The sequence below is a fragment of the Providencia sp. PROV004 genome (assembly GCF_011045615.1).
In the GTDB taxonomy this organism is placed as follows: Bacteria; Pseudomonadota; Gammaproteobacteria; order Enterobacterales; family Enterobacteriaceae; genus Providencia; species Providencia rettgeri.
The window spans coordinates 3,989,639-4,011,825 of record NZ_CP042859.1; the positions used below are offsets into that span (position 1 = coordinate 3,989,639).

The window sequence follows — 22,187 nt, forward strand, 5'->3', positions numbered from 1 at the left end:
TATTCCCCGTTATCTATCCGTCGAAGATTCAACTTTGCAAGTTGTACCAGCGCAACCAAACGTCAGTTTAGGCCTTCCACCATAATCGTTGATATAAGTTAGAACGGGTTTTGCCCCCATCGCACTTGCACTACCTTTAAGCATTCCATTACTTTTTGGTGAGATCATGACAGGCTCAAACTGTTTCACCGTGTCTCCGCCCACTTTTGTACTTGCGTCTACAATGGTGACAAAATAAGGGGTTGGATTCGTGACTTCGTAGGCATCACCTTTACGTGTTAGCGTAATTTTCTCTTGCCATGGATTCTCTAAATCCGTGCGTGTGGCATATAACGCTTTTGGTCGATAAAACAATTTAATTCGCGTCTGTAATGCAATTTGTAATACGTTCGCTTCTTTACTACGTGGTGGAATTTCACGTAAATTAAAGTAATAAACACTCTCTCTGTCCTGAGGCAATGTCGCGATATCAGGAAGAGCTTGAATTTTAACTTGGCTACCTTCACCCGCTTCTACACGTTGAACCGGGGGTAAAACTGTGAGTGGGCTTTCAATTTTGTTACCATTTGCATCTTCAATCCACCCCTGTGCAAGGTATGGTAACTCAGTGTTTTCATTCTTAATATTCAAGCTAATGGTCTTTTCAGCCCCATTATAAATGACGCGTGTTCTATCGAGGGCAATCGCGGCCAAAGCCTGCCCACATAGCACCGCGGATAACGTGATTGTTGTAGTAAAAAATGCAATTTTCTTAATGTTCATATGTACCAACTAGTTATAAAATCAAGCAATTTGGGTTACTCGGTATAATCTACGCTGTAAGCAATATCCGGTGGTTTCAATAACCAACGCTGACTGGGTGCTACGCCCTGTTTAATCGGTGCAGGCTTGTAAACTGGTGCTGGCTGCCCAACAGGAACGGCTTTTGCTGGCATATACCCAGGTTCAACACTGGGGCTGCTTGTACACGGTAATAACAGTGAGTTAAATTCAGCCGTTGTAATATTTTCTGGAACCTGAATTTTGCACTGCGTGCTTCCATCCCAATGCACATCTAAAACTTCATTTGGATTGACACCGGAGATATACACAGAGCCATTATCAGTCACGATACCGAGCTCTCTATTTTTTTCATTTCTCACTGTGGCGCCAAATGGCGGATAACTTCCATCAGCCAATGCCAATCTCACCATAGTTTTAATACCCGATAACACTTCAAACTCACGATAAGCAACCGCCCCTTCGGTCAGCGTAATTGGCTGAGATGTCCGAATAGCTTCCACATTGTCAGGCAATTGAGTCACATCAATATGTGTATTAGTACGGTAATAATCACTGATATCAGCAACTACCGCTTTACCAAAAATATTGGTTTCCGTGGTCGGCCCGAAACCTTGAATAGGCACATTTTTCACACCTTCAGTACCCACCATCACACGGCTACCACCTGGGGTATTAATACGGTGCAGTGCAGCACCATGCCCTGTGACTGTTGCACCACCTTGTAGAGAAAAGGCGGCTGAAGAAGTATCACCATTGATATAGCTGGTACTTGCAGTTACTGTTGCTAAATCTGCGTAACGCGTATAGAAACCATCAATAGTTCCACGACCTCGGCTACTCACCCCAGTACCAACACGATAGTTGGTCTTATCATCAACGGAGTCGAAATAGCTGACAGTGTGTGAGTTACCATCTCTCGTTATCATATTGTTGTAGCTAATTGATGCTCTATCTGCCCATGGCAAAGAGAGGTTCATGTATAGCCCATCGTCATTATTTCTATTATCAAATTTGTTGCGGAATGCCGTTAAACTTAAATTGATATTTTTAAAACGACCGATATTGAAATATTTCGCAATAGAAACGTTATAGCGTTTTGCCGCTGGCTTATTCCAATAGGTTTCGTGGTTATAGTTCAGATACGCGGTTAGGTCTGCATTCGTGAAATACTTATTAAATGTAATCGTATATAGCTCTTTACTATTATCGAACTCCACACCTCTATAACGACGATCGAGGTATTGGTTCATACTCATAAAGTCACGTTCAGAGAATCGGTATCCAGCAAAGGTTACTTGGCTATCATATTCTTCAAAACGTTTTGAATAACTTAAGCGATACGATGCACCCGTATAGATTTTGTTATCTGTTTTCAGTTTTGCTCGTGACTCGGTGATATCGAATGAAATTGCACCGAAGGCAAGTAAATCTCGACCAACACCCAGTGATAACGCGTTATAATCACCCGCTGCTATACCACCACCAAATAATGACCAACCGTTAGAAACTCCCCAACTAAACTCCCCCGTAACAAACCCTTGCCCTTCGGTTTCATGTTCCATATTATTCGGTCGACCACCCGCTATCTTAAATAGCACTGAGCCTGGACGTGTTAAATAAGGAATAGAGGCGGTATTCATTTGAAACTCTTGTACAGAGCCATCTTGCTCTTCTACTCGTACATCTAACTTACCGCTAACCGCATCACTTAAATCTTGAATACGGAAAGGTCCCGGAGCGACTTGCGTTTCATAAATAACGCGCCCTTGCTGAGTTACAATCACTTTTGCGTTGGTTCTTGCAACACCTGTTACCTCAGGTGCATAACCACGTAGATTTGGTGGTAGCATTCTCTCATCTGAGATCAGGCTCACCCCCATATAACGGAATGAGTCAAACAAACCTGAGCGTAAAAATTGCTCACCCATCGTTAGCTTTGCATTTAACTCTTTGATTGCTCGATAAGCATAATACTGGCTCCAATCCCATTTACGATCGGTTGACTGCCCATTAGTCCGATTATAACTAGCTTGCCAATCAGCCCTAAAACGCCACGCGCCGAGGTTAAAACCTGTTGTACCATTACCAGTAACCGACTGGGTATTGGCTGAATCCGCAGGCCTTGTCACGTTAGCATTCAAGTTATAGTCAAAAATTAGAGCGGGCACCCCTTCATCCCAACGAGATGGTGGATCCCAGTTATCAGAAGTAAACTCAATATAAGCCTGAGGTACCGTAATTGTGATAGTTTCTTTAGCTAAAGAGCCATTTATTGTCATTCCAGGAATCGTTTCTGGAATTAAACATTGGCCATTGTTAGAAAACTCAACCTTCTGTTTCCATTCATCGCGCAAAGCGATATGGTCGACAACATCTGGCGTTAAACAAGGCTCTGTCATACTTGGATCATTAGGATCCGCGATATATTCAATATCAAAAGTGTCAGCTAAGTCGCGACTATTTAAATTAATTTTAAATGGATACTTCCCTGGCATGACATAGCCTGCTCGAGAGAACTCATTTAAGGAAATATTGCTTTTATCCTGAAGGTCTAAAACATCCGTATTAAACTCAATATTATCATTATTCGCATTAGCTAAATTTATATGAGCAATAGCTATAAACACCATGGTAGCAACAGGCGTTAAAAAATAACTTACTGAGTTATTAAATACTTTATTTTTACTTTTTAATCGCAGAGCCATAATAGTCCCTTAGTAATAACTCAGTAATAATCCATTTTAAAACGGATAGTTGTCTGATAATTTCCTGGTTTTAAGCGTTTATTATTAGGTACTACCTGCACCTTATAGTGCAGAGTTGTCTCCCCTGCTCTGATGGGTAAATCCGGCATTGCCTTACCAGGTATTGCAACATTTCCAGCTGTGTCAGAAATTTTTACTGACAATCCGTTTGCATGCCCGAAAACATCGAAGCTGCGGCCATCTGTCGGGCCATCAAATGTAATATTGAAAGTTTGCCAATTAGGAGTTCCAGGAGTTACCGGTGTTAGAACACAATTGATAAGGCGTATAGAGAAATTACTTGCAGGGCTTTCTCTATCGTTAATTATCTGGCTAACCGGTACAGTTGTTATGTTAACTGATTGATCTCGGCTATCTGCATCAATTGCACAAGGGCTCTCAATAATTGAACCACCCATAGTGACAGTTCCTTTGAACTGACTTTGTGCCCGAGAATTTTGATTTTGCGCACTCGCTATCGGGGCAAATATCATTCCTGAAAGCACCATGACAATGATGCCAAAGTGATTCATAGCGACTCCATTTCAACTTAATAACCAATTTCAACGCATTAAAATTAGTGCCCATACATCCTTGTACGGGCGGTACCAATTACTGGTAGCTCAGAGCAAATGTTGCGATTGCGTCAAATTCACCTGGTACAGCTGGTTTATTTGTTGCATCAGCATCACCTTGCAAATACGCTTGGAAGCGCAGTGTGTTTGCACCAGTGAATAAAGCTTGAGATGGAGATTTAGCACCTAAAGCAATTTTAGTACCGTTGAAATCAGTGATCACGATACCTGCGTTTTTTGCAGTACCAGCGATAGCTAAACCATCAGTTACAGAAGCACTTGGCGTACCAGTAAATGTAGTTTGAACAGTTTTCAGAGTCGTGATATCACACTGCTCTAATTGGATGTTGAAATCGCGAGCAATACTTTTACCGCCACCGTTTAATGCAGATGTTGCGATAGCACCCATTGGTACTTCAAATGCTTGAGAACCTGGTGGAATTGAGCAAGGAGCATCAATGATTGAACCTTTAAAAGTGACTTGGCCGCCACCTTGGTTTGCAGAAGCAGAACCAGCAACCACTGCCAGACCTAAACCTAATACTAAAGCAAGTTTATTTAATTTCATTTTATACATTTCCATTAGATAAAAAGACAATACAAATTAAAATAACAAGTTATTATTAATCTGATTATTTTAATTTTTTTCTTAAAATATATTCGGTTAGTAAACATTAAGGATTGACACTAATAACCATTCCTATTTATCAAACTCCATTAATAAATAAGACAATTAAACAATGCATCAATGCGTTGCCATTATTATATCTCATTTTAATTATGTCAAATCCACCAATTAATTAACAACCTTCACTGTAAGTTAGTGATATATATATAATATCCACAATATACTCTATTTTGAATACACCATTACAGGATAAACAAGTGATGCATACCTAATTAAATTGATTTTTTCTTAATAAAAAACCACAAAATAAACCCATTCAATATTAATAAAGTTTTTTATACTCATAAAACGGGTTCTTATTAGTGAAAAAAAATGGTTCAGAAAATAACGCTAACATTAAAACAAGCCTAAATTATTAAAACGAAATTTTTATCGGTGGATAATTAATCAGAAATATCCCAAAAAAAAGAATTAAATAATTTCATAATATTTCTTAATTCATTAATTGTTACATTTATCTTGAAAATTAAAAAATAAAAATAATGGTAGCAATATCAAATATATATCCAACAATTAACATACATAAAAATATAGAAATCAGCGAAAAAAGAACAATATCATAAAACATTTTTTTAAATTAAAATAAAAATAGAAACAATTAAGTGAAAATTTAAAAAAAGGCATGATCGAGAAAAACCTTGGCATTACAAAATATTTCAAAAGGTAATTAAAGGTAATTTTTAATTAATTTATAAATACAAAAACCTTATCTTAAGACCTGAAAATTTCAAAAAAAATATTTTCAATAACAATTGAATTATTTCATAATGAAATTAACCCATTTAATTAAGATAAGTTAGATAAAATAATTTATTAGAAAACTCACAATGAGTAAGTATGATATCTTAAATTGTTATCGATAATTACATCACTGACATAATAGTGAAATTAAATATAGAGACCCTACATTTAAGTAAAAACACTAATCAAGTAAAACATAATTCATCTTTATTTTTAACATTATCGACATACTTATTTTCGCATTTGTAGGTAGCTAAAAACTTAATGTACTACTCAAGAACAAAGGAACTAAAATATGATGAAAGTAGATATTATTGAGTCAAATATAAAATAGATTGATCTCAATCAGATTAAGAACAATCTATGCTAGCTTAGTTTGATGTCAATACGTCTTTATTTTCTTGATAGGGTATTCATTGAGATGGTACATGTGAGTAGGCAAGAAGCCATATCATGCTCTAAGCATCGGTGGGTCGGCAGATAGTCTCTAACTAGTCAAAATATAAGATAAGAAGTAGAAATTTTACTGCCACTTCGTGGCGTCAGAGTTTGAGGCGATTGCCAACAAGGCTAACATATTCTTCTCTTACTCCATGAGAGATGATCATCAATAGTGTTATTGGATTAATTTTTCAGCTGTAGAGCAACATACAATAGAACCTTACTTTCAATCGTTAGTAGATCTAATTTTGTTATCTCAGATATTCTTTTTAAACGATAATCTAATGTATTTCTATGAATAAATAATTCTTTAGCTGTTTCACGAGATAATAAATTATTTTTAAACCAGACTGTTAATGTTTTAATCAATACACCATTAGAATCTTCATGTAATAATGTATTCAATGGTTTTAATAGTTCTTCTGAAGACCATTTAAAATTTAACCCGTATAATAATACCGGTAGCATGATATCTTGGTAACAATAAAGTTTTAACTGGGGTTTTTTAGCTTTCCCTACTTGCATGGTAATTTTAGCTGTCTCATATGATTTTTTAATTGATTCCTCTGCAGGATCTAAAAAGAAATTACCTAATGATATTTTCACTTGTAATTTAAATAATTTAAGAATATCCGATTCTAATTTTAAAATTTTCTTTTTTGCAGTGTCAATATCCCAGCGATTGAACTTATTTAATGCAGGAGTTAAGCAGACAATTTCCGTCAAAAATTGAATAGCGACTAAGTTATCAGGATTATTATACTCTATTAATTTTTTAATTTCTTGTAATTCACTAAATGCACTATTTACACCTAATTGTCCGCTATCTACTTCAATAATAATAGCGACTCGTGGAATAGAAAAATTAATATTAAGCTTTTTAGACCATTCAGTTATGTTATCAGGAATGGTTCCATTTTCAATATACGCTAGAATAATTTCTTCTTTAAAACGATCGTTTAAATTCAAATGGTTATAAATCTCTGCCTGCTCTAACATCATTACTGCCGTCATGGAAACCAGCTCCCCAAATTGTTTAATTTGGGTTGGCTCTCCGGTTAATCCTATTACACCAATAATTTTACTATTCAAATAAAGAGGTAAATTAACACCTGGTTTAACCCCATGTAAATGATTCGCAGTGGCGTCATCAATAACAACTGTTCGCTTTTGCTTTATTGCGAGTAATGCACCTTCATGGAATTCACCCAATCTATTACTATCTCCACTTCCTATAATACATCCAGTTTCATCCATAACATTAATATTACAATCAATAATTTTCATGGTTCTATCAACAATTTCTTGCGCTAATTTGGAGGTAAGACAATAATCATACATATTTCAACCTCTTTTACTGGTGCTGTAAAATAGAAATAAACTTTCCAATCATAAATTTCAATAATGTTTATTTTTAATTTAATTAACTCCAGTATTCAATATTCCTTGAAAAAATCAAGAAAAATAAATTTCATTTAAAATACAACAAACAAAGCTAAATTTTAAAACTATTATTTCAATTTTTATTATCTATTTTAATATTCAGCGTATTCGCAATATTTTTAGTACAATTAAATAAATTACTTTCAGCATTATTTAAAGCTTCTTTTAGTGAACTAATTTTATGCAAAATACTAAACGCTGAATCAATACCATATTGTTGTAAATGACTGAGATCATCACCAAGGCTTCCAACAATGGCAATAACGGGTATTTTATGTTTTCTCGCTAACTGAGCGACGCCAAAAGGCACTTTGCCATTTAAACTTTGGCTATCTAACCGCCCTTCACCTGTAATAACTAAATTTGCTCCTACCATGTGTGATTCAAGGTTCAAGGTTTGTGCAATAATATCGAAGCCAGGCTTGAGTTCCGCTTTGAGAAAAGCAAGTAAGGCTGCTCCCATTCCTCCTGCAGCACCGGCTCCTGCAATATAATGAACTTCAACATGCAAATCTCGCTTAATGATATCTGCAAAATGTTCTAAATTTTTGTCTAACATTTCAACATGTTCATTTGTCGCCCCCTTTTGAGGGCCAAATATCACAGATGCGCCATTTCTCCCTATTAATGGGTTCGAAACATCACAAGCAATACTAAATTGGCACGCTTTTATCCTCGGGTCCATTGTGCTGACATCAATACTCGCTAAATCGGCAAGTGCTTGCCCTCCTAATTTGATTTGTTGCCCATGAGAATCTAATAATTTGGCCCCAAGTGCTTGCAACATTCCTGCTCCGCCATCATTGGTTGCACTTCCACCTATACCAATAATAATCTGCTTTACCCCAGTATCTAGGCAGGCCTTTATCAACTCTCCTGTGCCATATGATGTCGTTAGTAATGGATTTCTTAATTCAATAGGGACTAGCTCTAGCCCACTTGCCGCAGCCATTTCAATAAATGCTTGCTGTTTATTTTGAGATAAACCATAGAATGCCTGAACACTCGTACCTAAAGGACCAATAACATCAAGATGATAGATTTCCCCATTGGTAGCCTCAACCATCGTGACAACTGTACCTTCACCACCATCCGCAATAGGGCACTTAACATAAGTTGCATGCGGAAAAACCTCTTTGAACCCGTTTTCAATAACCGTTGCGACTTTCAATGCAGATAAACTCTCTTTAAATGAGTCAGGTGCAATGACTATTTTCATAAAAATAATCCTTTAGAAATTTTTATTATCAATAAGTTAAAAATTCAGGTGGGTACTCGCCCACCTGATACGACTTTTTATTATTTCGGTTCATCGAGTAAGAGGATCATAATTAAGCCAATCACCGCACAGATACCAAAGTAAGAGAAAACAGCATCAAACTTACCGGTCATATCTAACAATAACCCTGCCATCATAGGTGAAACGAAGCCACCTAAGTTTCCTCCACTATTTACAACAGATATCGCAATTGGATAGTTATTATTATCAGCGACTCCCATTGGATAAGCAGTAAATGCAGGCCAGCCAATATTCAAGAACAAACCAACCGAGAAAAGGGCAAGTGCAACTGCGCTCGTGCTTTCGGGTACATTTAACATCACTAACATCATCGCAATCGTCGCTACTGCGGTAAAAAGCATGGTGGGTTTGCGACGACGACCAAAAACTTTATCAGAGATCCAGCCACCAAAAATCGAGCCGATAAACCCACCAACAAATGGCATTGATGCAACAAAGCCCATTTTCATAAATGAAAAGCCTTTTTCATTTACCAGATAAGAAGGTATCCAGGTTAATATTCCATATAAAATACTGACCATCATGAAATAAGAAATAGTATTACACCAAATATTTTTAGATTTAAATATTTGGGAAGCTGAACTTAATGGAGTGACTGATTTAACACGAATAAATTTATCTAGCGTATTAAATTTAGGACTCAGAACAATATTGCCTTCTATTTTCTTTTCTGCAATTTCTGAATTATCGGCACGAATATAATCTAATTCACTTTGCGAAACAAAACGACTTTCCTCTGGTTTTGTTCTAACAAATAAATACCAAATAATTGCAAGAAAAATACCGGGAATAGCGAACAGAATAAAGACCCAACGCCATCCATAAGTTAATGCAATCCAAACAACTAATGGTGGAACAATAATCGGAGCAAACATCGTTGAAGCAATATAAACGCCAGTGGCGGTTGCTTTTTCTTTTGCTGGAAACCAGTTATTAATTGTCGACGTTAGCCCGACAGGAGTTGGTGCTTCGGCCATACCTAGGCCAAGACGCAACCACTTAATTGCAAAGGCAGATTGGGCTAAGCCAATAAACCAAGTCATGGCAGAAAAACCGAGAATGGATAATGACACCATACCTCTTATCCCACGTTTCGCCATCCAAAAGCCTGCGGGTATTTGACATAAAGCATAACCGAGGAAAAACATACTCGCGAGAGAGCCCGCTTCTAAATTAGTTAATTTAAACTCATCAGTAATAAAAGGTAGAACCGCACCAATATTACTTCTGTCTGCATAATTTACAGCATAGACGATAAAAATCAGGGCTAATACCACCCAACGATAATTCGTCTTTGGCCTAATCGGATTTGAATTTATCATTATTTTCGCTCCAGAGCAGTTTATTATTTAATACACGTTTTATTACCTGCTTTTTTAAGAATGAAACGATCCCTGCTAATTCATTAAAATTAACATTTAGGAACGTTATTTAATTTAAACTTACTTCAACTAATTTTATTTACTCGACAAGCTATGCATTGTTTCTTTTAATAAAGGATACAGCCCATTGTAAATATTAAACTGCTTGTTATAAGTATCTTGTGTTTTTTTATCTTGATTTGGTGTGAATGTGATATCTTCTGTTTTTATAATCGGTAAATCAGGGTCATTAATGCCACAGAAAAAACCGGCTCCTGTCGCACCAACCATTGCCGCGCCAAAAGCCGCTGCATCTGCTGTTTGGGCAATATTATATTCAACCTGAAGAATATCCGCTTTAATTTGAGTCCATAACGTATTACGTGATCCTCCCCCTACGCTGAGTAATTCATCTAATATCACTCCCCATTTTTCATTAGCAATATTCAAAATCTGTTTTAAACCATATGCTGTACCTTCAAATGCCGCCCTGACCATATCATCGCGAGTATGATTTAGCCGTAAGCCTATCCATGCCCCCGATGCATTAACATCCCAAATAGGACTACGTTCTCCAGCTAAATAAGGCAGATAAATTAAGCCATTAGCACCAGGTACTGATGATTTTGAAAATATCTCCAACTGTTCATGGTCATTAACTTCCGGCCAAACCGCCTGGTTTAGCCAACTGAATGTCCCCCCAGTTGTCGACATCGCTCCATGGGCCAACCATTGATTGGGAACGATGTGATATCGGTTCATAAAACGAGGATCAAAGTTCGGCTCTTCTAAGCAAAACGTAATGACTCCTGATGTTCCTGTTGATTCAAAAGCTGTTTCAGGGTCAAGTAACCCAACGGCAAATGCAGCAGCAGCAGTATCTGCCGACCCTAAAATAATTGGCGTATTTTCTTTTAACCCCGTTTCTTGAGCGGCTTCTTTACTCACCTTACCAACCACAGAAGTGCACTGGTAAATTGGCGGTAAAATATCGTGATTAAACTTCCAATACCTTAATAGTTCTTTTGACCACTTAGGTGCTTTAGACAAAACGACTGCGCCAGAATACGCGGCTTGGGTCGGGTCAATGGCGGCTTTTTGACTTCCTAACTTTAAAGATAAAAAGCTATTAAGTAGAACGACCTTATGAACTTTTTGCATTAATTCCGGCTGTTGTTCTTGTAGCCATCCTAACGTTCCCACCCAACATGCAGACGGACTTGGACTATTACAAGAAAGTGCCCGAACATGCGTTATATTTTCCCCGAGTGTTTGCTGTATGAAACCTTCGGAACGCCCATCAAGATAAGTAATCCCATTTGCAACAGGCTTATGATGTTTATCCAATAAAACCAGCGTTGGGCAAGCAACAGAAAAACTCACAGATACGATATTCTTTACTTGAGAAGTCACTTCTTTAACTGCATCTGCGGTCTTTTTCCAAAAGTCATTTAAGTCAATTTCATGATTTTTGGGAGATTTGGAAATAATATTGGTATCACGTGAAGCCTTTGCCAATAATTCTCCATGGAAATTAAATGCACAAACTTTCACGCTACTGCTACCTGCATCAATTCCCAAATAGACACTGTCCATCATGCTGCCTCCAACGCCTGCTTTTAATTGTTATGTATAATAATTTTAATCGCGTCACCTTTTTGAGCGGTTGCCATGGCCTCGTTGATCTCATCTAAAGCAAATCGGTGAGTCACTAATTTCTCGATATCAATTAAGCCCGAAGAAATCAGTGTCAAGGCTTGCTGGTAGCCTTCTCGACTTAACGCACTGGCTCCTGTAAGAATAAGCTCGTTGTAGTGAATAATATTGACATCAATTTGCGCCATATCATCCTTTGAAAAGCCGGCAAACAAGTTAACTCGTCCTCCTTTTCTAGCGAGTTCCAATGCGGGATTAACTAATCCAGGAATGCCAATAGCAATAATCACCACATCTGCGCCCACCCCTTCCGTCAAGCCTTTTACTACATCCAGTAAGTTTTCTTGCTGGCTATTGACGACACGTGTGGCACCGCAATTTAACGCAGCCTGTTGGCGTTGTTCATTGAGTTCACTAACAACAATATTTGTCGCACCTGAGAAACGCGCAAGTTGCACATGCATTAACCCGATAGGCCCCGCACCAATAATGACCACCGTATCACCAAGCTCAATACCCACATTTTTTTGTCCATTGATACAGCAAGCTAACGGCTCAGCTAATGCTGCGGCTTCAAAAGACATCCCTTTCGGTATCTTAAAGACATTACCCGATGACAAAGCAACCTCTGGTATTCGAACATATTCCGCAAAAGCGCCATCAAATTCATAACCGATTGCTTGGCGGTTTAAACAGACATTTTCTTTACCGATACGACAATAAACACAAGAACGGCATGGCACGACAGGGTCAACAGCGATTGCGTCCCCGACGTTTAGGTCAGTCACATTTTCACCGACTTCGACAATTTCCCCTGAAAATTCATGCCCTATTACAGAAGGGTAACGCACGCCTTTGGTTTTTTTACCGGAAATAATCCGTCCGTCAGTTCCACAAATCGCGGCTGCCTTGACTTTAATAACCACATCGCCTTTACCAACTTGTGGATATTTAACGTCTGCCACTCTAAGTTCATTAGGCGCATACAATACCGCTGCTTTCATTTTTTCCTCCCCATGCATGACAGCTATGAACGTTGGTTATTTGCCACCCGCTTGCTTATATTCCGCGATAGCTTGGTCAACCGAACAATCATCATTGATTAATGCATTCAGAGCCTTAATGACTGCTGTTGGGTTTTCGTGCTGCCATACAAAGCGCCCGTATGTCACACCACCAACACCAATATCTAATGCTTTACGTGTATTTGTTAGGAAGCTAACAAGATCGCTCCCCATATCACCACCAGCTAAAGCAACCATAGCTGGGCAACTATCAACGACAGATTTAAATGTCTCAGGGGAACCAGACCAGAGTGTTTTGATGATATCGACACCTAGCTCAGCGCCTGCGCGAACACAGTAAGCGAGATTTTTCGCATCAAAACTGTCTTCAATCATTGGGCCTTTTGGATAAATATGTGCGACTAAAGGCAGTCCTGCGGAAGCAGCGGCTTTCGATACTTGGCCTAAAAATGTCAATTGCTGTGCCTGTTCTGGCCCGCCCATAATACAGCCGACTGAAATTGCGTCTGCTCCTAAACGAATGGCTTCTTCAACGTCAGCAACGGGTGTGTCATAAGCTTCATGGTAAGGTATGGAGTAACTTGTCGCTTTCATGATGATAGAAACATCGGAAGCAACATATGGAGGATAAACTTTTTCAATAATACCTTTATGCATCGTAATAGCATCAGGTGCACCCGCAACAACCTGTTTCATGACGGATTTAATATCACCAATTCCCGGTAATACACCACGTGTAATCGGATGATCCATGGTAATTGCAAGAAGACGGCCAGATTTTTTATTTAATAATCTTTTTAAACGGATTTCTTTTCCTAAAAACATATTGATGACCTCTTTAAATCAATGAGTGAATTAATTAACTAAATTTTGAGGATGGCCAGATAAAAAGGCTTCGATATTGTCCATCATCATGTCTGATAAGGTTTGTATGGCTTCAAAACTAGCCCATGAGATATGAGGAGTAAGAATAAAATTTGATAACTGAGTTAATTTCATCATATAACTTTCTTTTTCAGGTGGTTCTGAAATACAAACATCAAACCCAGCACCTAATATTTTATTATTTATTAGAGCGCCATATAATGCTTCTTCATTAACGATCCCACCTCGTGCAGTATTAATTAAAATACAAGACGGTTTCATCTGTTCGAATTCTGGAAAGCTAATTAAATCCTTGGTGGATTTGAGTAATGGACAATGAATAGAAATAATATCGCTTTTCGCAATAACATCTTCAAAAGGTGTATATAGTGGGCCCATATTATTCGTGCCCTTGTATGTGGAAAATAACACCTTCATACCAAAAACTTTTGCGATATCAGCAACTGCCTTACCTAAGACACCATCACCAATAATACCAAGCGTCGATCCAGCTAAGTTATTAATTTTATAATCAAAATAACAAAATTGACCTGATTCTTGCCAGCGACCATTTCGTACTGATTGTGCATAGGCTAATAAGCTACGACGTAAGGCTAAAATCAAGGTAAACGTATGCTCAGGAACTGTATTTATTGCATAATTCCTGATATTAGAAACTAATATATTACGCTCATTGCAAGCACCAATATCAATCACATCCGTTCCTGTTGCAGCGACAGAAATAAATTTAAGTCTCTTTGCAGCTTCAATAACTTTTTTAGTTATTCTTACTTTATTGGTAATAATAATGTCTGCATTTTTTACTCGCTCAATAATTTCATCTTCCGATGTTTTCCCATACCGTTCTAAACTATATTCTTTATTTATTTTCTTAATATTTATTCCTTCGGGGAAAGTTTCATGATCGAGAAACACGATTTTAACTGTCATTTTTATTACCACCCAATTAACCAACAAAATGAATATCAATTAGACTTTTTGATTTAATAAAATTATATAATTCACTTATCAGGAAGGCATTGTAAGAATGACTAGTTTTCAATGTAAAAAATTGAATATAATTGTGCATATGCACAATTTGTTATGAATTCGATCACAAGAATGTGATGAATAAAAAATCGGCCACTTAAAACAAGTGACCGATTTAAAATAAAGTGAGTTAATAACTCAACATTAGAAAAAGGTTGGCATTTCCTCTATAACATCATATTTATCATCAACAAGATAAATCACTTTCCATTTATCAAATGTAATACAGGGATGAGATGTCCCAAATACCAGTATATCACCAACTTGGAAATCACAATTTTCATCAAAAGATAAAATGGCATGTTGGTCCATTAAACCAACTGTTTTCGCACTATTAGTTTGAAAATAGACTGGCTTCCCCTCTCGGTATTGCATTAGAGGCTGAGGCAAACCTGCATCAAAGGCGACATCTCTTTTGCCAAAATTAACAATCGCTCGTCCCCTCTCAGGTACTGACTGAATTAATGCCACAATTTCCATCGCTGGCATCAAATCGCCATCTAACTGGCAGGCCATACTATCTCTAACTTTCAATGCGTTCTGAGCTTCATCATAAATACCGTGGTCATGTGTAATATAACATCCAGGGCGGATCACAAACCGAATAGGTTTAGAAAGATGAAACTCTGCCATTTTTTTACTGACCAGATCATACCAAACTGAACCTGCCCCAGTTATTAATAGCTCCCCTGAATAACGTGCAAATACACCTAAGTTATCCAGTTTTTGACTGGTGGTTAACACTCGCTGTAAAAATTGCTGTATCTCTTCAATATCTTTTTGAGCATCATCACTATGAATAACGCCTTCATAGAATTCAATGCCAGCAATCATTAAAGAAGGGAGTTTGGTTAACTCATTTGCCAATATGATGGCTTCTTCTTCACTTCGACATCCACAGCGTCCACCATTAACCCCTAACTCAATCAGCACATTTATGGTTAAATCTAACGATGAAAAAATAGCCGCCAGCTGTTTTGCATGAATCACGCTATCAACACAACAATAAATATTGGCTTGATTTAATAGCACTAACTCTGCAAGTAATCGAATATTGGTTTTACCCACGACTTGATTCGCAATAATGATATTCTGAACACCTGACTCCACTGCCACCTTGGCTTGATAAGCTGTTCCTACACTTAGCCCCCATGCACCTTGAGCAATTTGTCGTTTAAAAATGGCAGGCGTCATGGTGGTTTTACCATGTGGAGACAACGAAACATTCGCCACATTCGAATAATGCTGCATCCATGCAATATTATTTTCCAGTTCATTACGCTTCACTACCACCGCAGGCAAACACACATCCTCATGTAGAATGTTTACCGAAATACCTTCCTGATTTAATGTGGCTGATTTATGCCCTACACCTGCTAACACATTCAGTTTCGTCATTTTCTTCCCTCAACTTGCTGGTTACTGGCTTTTGGCTGTGTTTTCTCTCTCGTGAGTAATATTTTCTAGTACTTCTTCACGACTGAGTTTATTTTTTGGTGTTATCAATGTCACAACAACCGCGCAGACCAAACTGATGGCTAATGCAGGGATTACTGGGTTGCCTAATTTTGCAGACCACTCTGGCGTCAAGATAATCGTTAATGATGTTGAACTCCCCGCAACCAATGCAGCAATACAGCCTTGCCAGTTAAAACGATGCCAGAATTTACCCAATAACACGGTTACACACAGGCCTGACATAATCATTGATATCATTTTGGTAATGTAGCCGATAATGTCATTCGAAGTTAATGCAAAGACAAGTGCTAACAAGATGACGCCAAGTAAGAAGATACGAGATAAATTGATCGCTTTCTCAGGTGGAGGCATCCTACCTGTTACCATCGTATAGATATCACGTAGGATAATAGAAACACCCGCGATAGCATCTGAGCTGCCTGATGACATATTGGCAGACATACCTGCAATCAATACCACCATCGCTAACACGTGCGGTAAAGCATTAGTTGCATATAAGAAAGCAAAGCTGCTGTTTTCTAAATTCGGCTCCATCACATGCGTTGCCATCCCGATAATCGCAGGTAGGAACGAAAACCCCATATACAGTAACCCTGTAATAATAAAGGACTGGCGGATAGCTTTAGTTGATGCTGCTGAATAAATACGTTGGCGATATGACGGTGTCGCTAATACACCAATGCCAATGACCACAGCCAATGATATCGCAGGTAAAACGCCTAATTTACCAATACCGAATAAAGTAAAGGCGTCAGGGTCTGTACTCTTAACAACAACATCCCAACCACCAACATAGCTTACCGAAGCAACCGCTAGAATGATAAACCCGAGGAATAAAACAATTGATTGCAGTGTATCAATCCATGAAACCGCTTTATAGCCACCAATCCCCACGTAAAAAACAAAGCCAACTGCGATAATGATCTTCGCAACAGTAATATCAATATCTGCCGCCCATGCTAGGTATAAACCGCCGCCAAGAATATGAGCGCCCAGCCAGCCTATCGATGCTAAAAATATTAATAACGCAACCAAGTTTTTCACTAAACGGCTGCCGCCTGTGTAATAGCAGATCTCTTCACTCATGGTCATAAAGCGATAATTTCTTACTGGCGCAAATAACCAAGCCGTTAGTAAGATCCCCGTCGCTCCACCAATCCCATACAACATTCCCGCCCAACCATTGGAATAACCAAAACTGACTGCACCAATACTTGAGCCCGTTCCCACCATCGTACCGACAGTTGAACCGAGAGTGAGTAGCATAGGGAGCTTTCTGCCCCCAAGAATGAAGTCTTCACCGGTTTTTTGATGCCTTGTGATGTACCAACCCACAAACATCATCACAAATGCATATAACAAAAACCACATTAAGAAATTATTATGTTCCATAGTAGCCTCTCATCGCCTTAGCAATTAAGATTTGAATTTGCTGTTGAAGCAGGTGATATCCACTTCAACCATACAATCGACGACAAGGTCAGCGACAAAGCACACCCGCGCAGGTGGGTTATCTGCAAAGAATTGCTGAAATACTTTATTAAAAGATTGGAAATAGCGCGCATCACTTAATACCACTTTCATATGCACAATATCTTGCGTAGCAAATCCCGCATCTTTCATAATATTTAAACAATTCTCGATAGCCAATTTAGATTGCGCGATAATTCCGCCATCAATCACTTCCCCGTCAATCATGGGTGTTTGCCCTGAAACATACAGCCATCCGTCAGCTAACACCGCTTTAGCAAAAGGCAATGATTGCCCGCCAGTACCTTTTGAGCCTTCAATTCCGAATCTTTTAATCATTTTTATCTCTCTTTTATTTATTTCTTTCTAAGAATTTACCTGCTCTATTCCCTGTCATTTCTTTTTTGGTATAGGTCAGAACACCATTAACAAACACATATTCAATGCCATCTGCTTTTTGTTTTGGGTCTTGGAATGTGGCTGTTTCATTAATTTTTTCAGGGTCAAATACAACGATATCTGCGAAATAATTTTCTTGAATAAGGCCCCTATCCTTTAAAGAAAAACGTTGTGCTGACATGCCTGTCATTTTGTAAATCGCGGTGGTCATTGGGAAAAGCTGCTCATCACGGCTATAGTGGCTAATAACTCGAGGGAAAGTTCCCCAAAGACGAGGATGTGGATTAGGGTCACGTGGTAAGCCATCAGAACCCACCATACTGCTTGGGTGCTGTAACACACGACGCACATCGTCTTCGTGCATTTGGAAATAAATAGCTCCCGCAGGAACAATTTTTTCTGCAACTTGGAAAATATCGCTACTCCACATTGCGGCTATTTCTTTTAATGTCTTACCCGCGACTTCAGGAAATGGTGTCGACCAAGTTACTAGAATGTCATAGTCTTCAGTAACTTGTGTGATATCTAAGTTTGATGAACCCGCACGATATGGATAACAATCGCAATTGATATCCTGCATGGCTTGGTATTTTTCAATGAGAGCTAGCGTTTCTTTTGTGCGTCCCCAGTTTTTTGCCCCAGCACACTTATGGTGGGAAATTTGCACAGGAACTTTTGCATGACGACCAATATGGAAGGCTTCATGCATCGCATCAATGATACCGTCATATTCAGTTCGCATATGAGTGGTATAAATTCCCTGATGCTCTGCTAATAATTCAGCCAACTCACAAATTTCTTCGGTCGAAGAATTAATCGCGTTACCGTAAGATAAACCAGTGCTTAGCCCTAAAGCCCCTTCATCTAACGCACAGGCCAATACTTGCTTCATATGAGCGATATTGTCTGGCGTCGCGGGCTTTAATAAGTCTGTTACACAATTATTTCTTAAGGTTGTATGCCCTATTAATGTCGCGACATTAACAGTTGGCTTCACATTATTAATTTTTTGTTTATAACTGGCTAAATCAGCAAATTGAAATTCGCTTAATTCACCTAATAAATTAATTGGGTCAGGAACTTCGTCCTTTAATGTTGCACACGCTGCACTGATACCACAATTACCGACAATAATTGTCGTTACACCTTGTGATGTTTTTTCGATATATTCAGGCTTATCAATCACAATTAAATCGTCATGAGTATGCACATCAATAAATCCAGGTGATAAAATTAAACCTGAGCAATCAATTATTTTTTCAGCATCTTCACTTATATTTTTTGATATTTTAATAATCCGTTCATCTTTAACGGCAATATCACTGACAAACTCACTTTTACCACTACCATCTATTACAGTGGCATTTTTAAAAACATAATCGTATTTCATTTGAATATCTCTTTAAGATTAATTAGTTTGATTTTTAAATGCGATATATGCAGATATAAATGCTTTCGCTTTTTCTCTGGTTTTCTCTGGTGTTTGGCCTATTCGATAAAGATCATTTCCCAACCCTGCACCATGGCAGCCAATACTTAGGTATTCATGCAAGTTATTCGGCGTGATACCTCCTACCGCATAAATGGCAATATTTTTTGGGATCACTGACATCAGCGATTTCACATAATTAACCCCAAAAGGCGCAGTAGGAAAGATTTTTAAATTAACAGCACCAGCGTCAATCGCGGTAAAAGCTTCTGTTGCTGTTGCACAACCTGGAAATATTTCCATCTTATTTTCAAGAGCAGTCGTGATCACAGAAACGTTAATGTTAGGTGTGACAATAATTTTAGCGTTCATTATTGCCAACTTTTCAACATTGCTTTTATTGAGCACAGTACCGGCACCGATTTTTAATTTATCGCCGTAGTTTTCAATCGCTAATGGAATACTTTTTTCCCACTCGGGAGAGTTAAGAGGAATTTCTATATAATTAAAACCTTCATCTGCAAGGATAGCGATATGTTCTAAAACTTCGTCAGGTTTTATTCCCCGTAATATTGCAATAAGCGGTATTTCATTTTTAGAATTCATAACAATCACCTAATAAAAAACCATTAATAATATTTATTTGCATTGCGTTTCTTTTAATATTGAAATTGCACCCAATCCAGAAAAAGGCTGTTCCTTTTTATCGTCTAATAGGTGTATTTCCCCAGTGAAGTAACTATCATTTTTAATTAACTCTTTAAGTGCATCCGCTAAAATAGGTTTTCCACTAATAACAATTTTTATATCGCTAGTAATATTAAGAGCTTGGCTATGTTTTATTGCGAGTAAATCTGACGCCAAAATAGCTCCCAATAAAAAACTTGAGCGTTGGTCAAGTGTCGCTTCCGTGAAAAGGTCTAGTAGCCTCACCGAAAAACAACTTCTCGCAATCCCTACTTGCAGACTAAGCTCAGCACCTTTGCGTAAATATTCTTTATCTAAACATTGAACAAATTGGTGTTCTAAAGAACTGGCTAAGATAGTCTGGTGCGTTAATGTATCGAAGATTTCCCCTGCCATCGTTGTTGCCAATGCAACCACATTATTATTTTCATCAAGACGTACAAACTTAGAATGCGAGCCGGGCAAAATGACTAAGGCAGGGCCAAGATCCGGTTGCTGTGTTAGAATGCCAAAAACTTCAACTTCTTCACCACGCATTACATCTATACTTTCAATTGAATCAAACGTCATATTTGCCACGTTATTTTTAACGCCTGGTATAAAAATAATCGGTTTTTCACTGATCTCCTTGATAACACAAGGCATTGTGGCTTTAGCAAGTTGCTGCATTGAAACCGGGGTCACTTGGTGAGGTAAGTGACACAGCCCAATTTCGGATGTAATCATGCCAGATGCAACGAGCTGATAATTTTCTCTTTCTTCAGCACTCACTCCTAACAACAGCTTATCTAGTACTATTTTTATTGATTGAATTAACAGCGTTTTATCGCCATTTTTTGCACAATCCCTAATACCAACTTCAACACTTTGTTCACGAACAACCGCGTTATTTTTCCATGCTCTAACTCGGGTATTCGTTGTCCCTGTATCAATGGTCACTATCAACATGTTTATCCCTTTAAAATAACGGAACGTCGTTCCTTTTTTAATAACATACATTAAAATATAGGAATGTCGTTCCGTTTTTATAAGAATAACGACAGCGATCACAATCAAAAAATCAAATTCAATGAAGATCAATACATTACGTACTGCATGTTTTTTCAGAGAAAAAAATTGCATCGAGGTAAAAATGGAACGACGTTTAAATAATGAGTACAATGAAAGAGCTTAGCGTGAGTGAGGAGCCTACGATGACGAAAGAAAGTCAAGCAAACTCGTCGAGTATCGACAGAGTACTGACCATACTTGAAGAGATTAGTAACCATTCTGACGGAATTTCTTTGGCCGAATTGGTCAAGAATACGGAAATTCCAAAAACCACGGCTTTTCGCGTATTAGAAACACTAAAAGAACGCCAATATGTCAGCTTAGACCATCTTACAGAACGCTATAACCTTGACTTAAAAAGCCTCGAATTAGGCATTAAAGGCTTAATGAATGTTAATTTAGTCGAAGTTTCAATCCCTTATTTAAAAACGTTGTCGAGTTCAACGTTTGAAACTTGCTTTTTAGGGGTTTATAACAGTGGCCATGTGGTCTATCTCTATAAAAGTGAAGGAACGCTATCCATTCAAACTTCCGCAAAACTGGGTGCTCGACTACCCGCTTATTGTACTGGTATAGGGAAAGCTTTATTAGCCTTCCAACCGTTAGAAGAAATTGATGCAGTACTGGATAAACCGTTAACCAAATACACTGAAAAAACAGTTATCGACCGCATGAAACTGTATGAAGTTTTGGCCGATATTCGTATAAAAGGTTTTTCTTTAGATAATGAAGAAAATGAAGAAGGGCTCACCTGTGTTGCTAGGCCGATATTTAATTATACCGGTAATGTGATCGGCGCGATTAGTGTCGCTGGGCCGACTCACAGAATGGTTTCCAAAATAGACCGTGTTAATGAAGAACTTGCCCACGTTTGCTTACTGATTTCCCGCCGCCTTGGCTATATCGAGCCAACCAGCACTAAATAAAACAAAAAACCCCATCTCATATGAGATGGGGTGCCAAAATAGCAATATTTGTTGTTTACACAAGAACAAGTTGTAC

At 38.1% G+C, this 22,187-nt stretch carries 18 protein-coding genes; 1 reads left to right on the forward strand and 17 read right to left on the reverse strand.

Annotation, left to right across the window (positions count from 1 at the left end; translation table 11 throughout):
* Window positions 1–9: 9 nt before the first annotated feature.
* The 17 genes from FVA69_RS18340 to FVA69_RS18420 form a co-directional block, all read right to left on the reverse strand.
* A complete protein-coding gene (locus FVA69_RS18340) occupies window positions 10–762 on the reverse strand; it encodes a fimbria/pilus periplasmic chaperone (protein ID WP_109912689.1) in 753 nt (250 codons plus the stop codon).
* Window positions 763–797: 35 nt separating this feature from the next.
* Window positions 798–3,488 (reverse strand): outer membrane usher protein, encoded by a 2,691-nt coding sequence (locus tag FVA69_RS18345; protein WP_004907825.1) that lies wholly within the window; start codon window positions 3,486–3,488, stop codon window positions 798–800.
* Window positions 3,489–3,508: 20 nt separating this feature from the next.
* Window positions 3,509–4,060, reverse strand: coding sequence for a fimbrial protein (locus FVA69_RS18350; RefSeq protein WP_109912690.1), 552 nt, complete (start codon window positions 4,058–4,060; stop codon window positions 3,509–3,511).
* Window positions 4,061–4,139: 79 nt separating this feature from the next.
* A complete protein-coding gene (locus FVA69_RS18355) occupies window positions 4,140–4,670 on the reverse strand; it encodes a fimbrial protein (protein ID WP_004907820.1) in 531 nt (176 codons plus the stop codon).
* 1,485 nt (window positions 4,671–6,155) lie between these two features.
* Window positions 6,156–7,313: a sugar diacid recognition domain-containing protein gene (locus tag FVA69_RS18360; protein WP_164529205.1), complete on the reverse strand. Its 1,158-nt coding sequence runs from the start codon at window positions 7,311–7,313 to the stop codon at window positions 6,156–6,158.
* A gap of 175 nt (window positions 7,314–7,488) precedes the next feature.
* Window positions 7,489–8,634 carry a glycerate kinase gene (locus FVA69_RS18365; RefSeq protein WP_004907817.1) on the reverse strand — a complete coding sequence of 382 codons (1,146 nt, stop codon included), beginning with the start codon at window positions 8,632–8,634 and terminating at the stop codon, window positions 7,489–7,491.
* 80 nt (window positions 8,635–8,714) lie between these two features.
* On the reverse strand, window positions 8,715–10,037 hold the full coding sequence (locus FVA69_RS18370; protein WP_004907815.1) for an MFS transporter: 1,323 nt from the start codon (window positions 10,035–10,037) through the stop codon (window positions 8,715–8,717).
* 135 nt (window positions 10,038–10,172) lie between these two features.
* On the reverse strand, window positions 10,173–11,675 hold the full coding sequence (locus FVA69_RS18375; RefSeq protein WP_109912745.1) for a xylulokinase: 1,503 nt from the start codon (window positions 11,673–11,675) through the stop codon (window positions 10,173–10,175).
* Between the two features lie 20 nt (window positions 11,676–11,695).
* A complete protein-coding gene (locus FVA69_RS18380; protein ID WP_004907811.1) occupies window positions 11,696–12,736 on the reverse strand; it encodes a zinc-dependent dehydrogenase in 1,041 nt (346 codons plus the stop codon).
* A gap of 36 nt (window positions 12,737–12,772) precedes the next feature.
* Complete coding sequence (locus tag FVA69_RS18385) at window positions 12,773–13,582, reverse strand: class I fructose-bisphosphate aldolase (RefSeq protein WP_004259316.1); 810 nt, start codon at window positions 13,580–13,582, stop codon at window positions 12,773–12,775.
* A gap of 30 nt (window positions 13,583–13,612) precedes the next feature.
* Window positions 13,613–14,572 carry a D-2-hydroxyacid dehydrogenase gene (locus FVA69_RS18390; RefSeq protein ID WP_109912746.1) on the reverse strand — a complete coding sequence of 320 codons (960 nt, stop codon included), beginning with the start codon at window positions 14,570–14,572 and terminating at the stop codon, window positions 13,613–13,615.
* A 243-nt stretch (window positions 14,573–14,815) separates the two neighbouring features.
* Window positions 14,816–16,069 (reverse strand): amino acid deaminase, encoded by a 1,254-nt coding sequence (locus FVA69_RS18395; protein WP_110731631.1) that lies wholly within the window; start codon window positions 16,067–16,069, stop codon window positions 14,816–14,818.
* A 21-nt stretch (window positions 16,070–16,090) separates the two neighbouring features.
* Window positions 16,091–17,542 carry a sodium:solute symporter family protein gene (locus FVA69_RS18400; RefSeq protein ID WP_164529206.1) on the reverse strand — a complete coding sequence of 484 codons (1,452 nt, stop codon included), beginning with the start codon at window positions 17,540–17,542 and terminating at the stop codon, window positions 16,091–16,093.
* Between the two features lie 24 nt (window positions 17,543–17,566).
* Window positions 17,567–17,959: a RidA family protein gene (locus tag FVA69_RS18405; RefSeq protein WP_004259329.1), complete on the reverse strand. Its 393-nt coding sequence runs from the start codon at window positions 17,957–17,959 to the stop codon at window positions 17,567–17,569.
* A gap of 13 nt (window positions 17,960–17,972) precedes the next feature.
* Window positions 17,973–19,409 (reverse strand): N-acyl-D-amino-acid deacylase family protein, encoded by a 1,437-nt coding sequence (locus FVA69_RS18410; RefSeq protein ID WP_110731630.1) that lies wholly within the window; start codon window positions 19,407–19,409, stop codon window positions 17,973–17,975.
* 18 nt (window positions 19,410–19,427) lie between these two features.
* Window positions 19,428–20,054, reverse strand: coding sequence for a 2-dehydro-3-deoxy-6-phosphogalactonate aldolase (locus FVA69_RS18415; RefSeq protein ID WP_115168032.1), 627 nt, complete (start codon window positions 20,052–20,054; stop codon window positions 19,428–19,430).
* Window positions 20,055–20,087: 33 nt separating this feature from the next.
* Window positions 20,088–21,083 (reverse strand): 2-dehydro-3-deoxygalactonokinase, encoded by a 996-nt coding sequence (locus tag FVA69_RS18420; protein ID WP_042851494.1) that lies wholly within the window; start codon window positions 21,081–21,083, stop codon window positions 20,088–20,090.
* A 245-nt stretch (window positions 21,084–21,328) separates the two neighbouring features.
* On the opposite strand from FVA69_RS18420, the gene FVA69_RS18425 reads away from it, so the two are divergent.
* Window positions 21,329–22,111: an IclR family transcriptional regulator gene (locus FVA69_RS18425; protein WP_226538021.1), complete on the forward strand. Its 783-nt coding sequence runs from the start codon at window positions 21,329–21,331 to the stop codon at window positions 22,109–22,111.
* Window positions 22,112–22,187 lie beyond the last annotated feature (76 nt).

What these genes read in the sequence shown, in the direction of transcription:
- FVA69_RS18350 (WP_109912690.1), bottom strand. Translation starts at nt 4,060, where the DNA reads ATGAATCACTTTGGCATCATTGTCATGGTGCTTTCAGGAATGATATTT.
- FVA69_RS18395 (WP_110731631.1), bottom strand. Translation starts at nt 16,069, where the DNA reads ATGACGAAACTGAATGTGTTAGCAGGTGTAGGGCATAAATCAGCCACA.
- FVA69_RS18345 (WP_004907825.1), bottom strand. Translation starts at nt 3,488, where the DNA reads ATGGCTCTGCGATTAAAAAGTAAAAATAAAGTATTTAATAACTCAGTA.
- FVA69_RS18370 (WP_004907815.1), bottom strand. Translation starts at nt 10,037, where the DNA reads ATGATAAATTCAAATCCGATTAGGCCAAAGACGAATTATCGTTGGGTG.
- FVA69_RS18380 (WP_004907811.1), bottom strand. Translation starts at nt 12,736, where the DNA reads ATGAAAGCAGCGGTATTGTATGCGCCTAATGAACTTAGAGTGGCAGAC.
- FVA69_RS18420 (WP_042851494.1), bottom strand. Translation starts at nt 21,083, where the DNA reads ATGTTGATAGTGACCATTGATACAGGGACAACGAATACCCGAGTTAGA.
- FVA69_RS18415 (WP_115168032.1), bottom strand. Translation starts at nt 20,054, where the DNA reads ATGAATTCTAAAAATGAAATACCGCTTATTGCAATATTACGGGGAATA.
- FVA69_RS18425 (WP_226538021.1), top strand. Translation starts at nt 21,329, where the DNA reads ATGACGAAAGAAAGTCAAGCAAACTCGTCGAGTATCGACAGAGTACTG.
- FVA69_RS18385 (WP_004259316.1), bottom strand. Translation starts at nt 13,582, where the DNA reads ATGTTTTTAGGAAAAGAAATCCGTTTAAAAAGATTATTAAATAAAAAA.
- FVA69_RS18390 (WP_109912746.1), bottom strand. Translation starts at nt 14,572, where the DNA reads ATGACAGTTAAAATCGTGTTTCTCGATCATGAAACTTTCCCCGAAGGA.
- FVA69_RS18355 (WP_004907820.1), bottom strand. Translation starts at nt 4,670, where the DNA reads ATGAAATTAAATAAACTTGCTTTAGTATTAGGTTTAGGTCTGGCAGTG.
- FVA69_RS18405 (WP_004259329.1), bottom strand. Translation starts at nt 17,959, where the DNA reads ATGATTAAAAGATTCGGAATTGAAGGCTCAAAAGGTACTGGCGGGCAA.
- FVA69_RS18375 (WP_109912745.1), bottom strand. Translation starts at nt 11,675, where the DNA reads ATGATGGACAGTGTCTATTTGGGAATTGATGCAGGTAGCAGTAGCGTG.
- FVA69_RS18410 (WP_110731630.1), bottom strand. Translation starts at nt 19,409, where the DNA reads ATGAAATACGATTATGTTTTTAAAAATGCCACTGTAATAGATGGTAGT.
- FVA69_RS18340 (WP_109912689.1), bottom strand. Translation starts at nt 762, where the DNA reads ATGAACATTAAGAAAATTGCATTTTTTACTACAACAATCACGTTATCC.
- FVA69_RS18400 (WP_164529206.1), bottom strand. Translation starts at nt 17,542, where the DNA reads ATGGAACATAATAATTTCTTAATGTGGTTTTTGTTATATGCATTTGTG.
- FVA69_RS18360 (WP_164529205.1), bottom strand. Translation starts at nt 7,313, where the DNA reads ATGTATGATTATTGTCTTACCTCCAAATTAGCGCAAGAAATTGTTGAT.
- FVA69_RS18365 (WP_004907817.1), bottom strand. Translation starts at nt 8,634, where the DNA reads ATGAAAATAGTCATTGCACCTGACTCATTTAAAGAGAGTTTATCTGCA.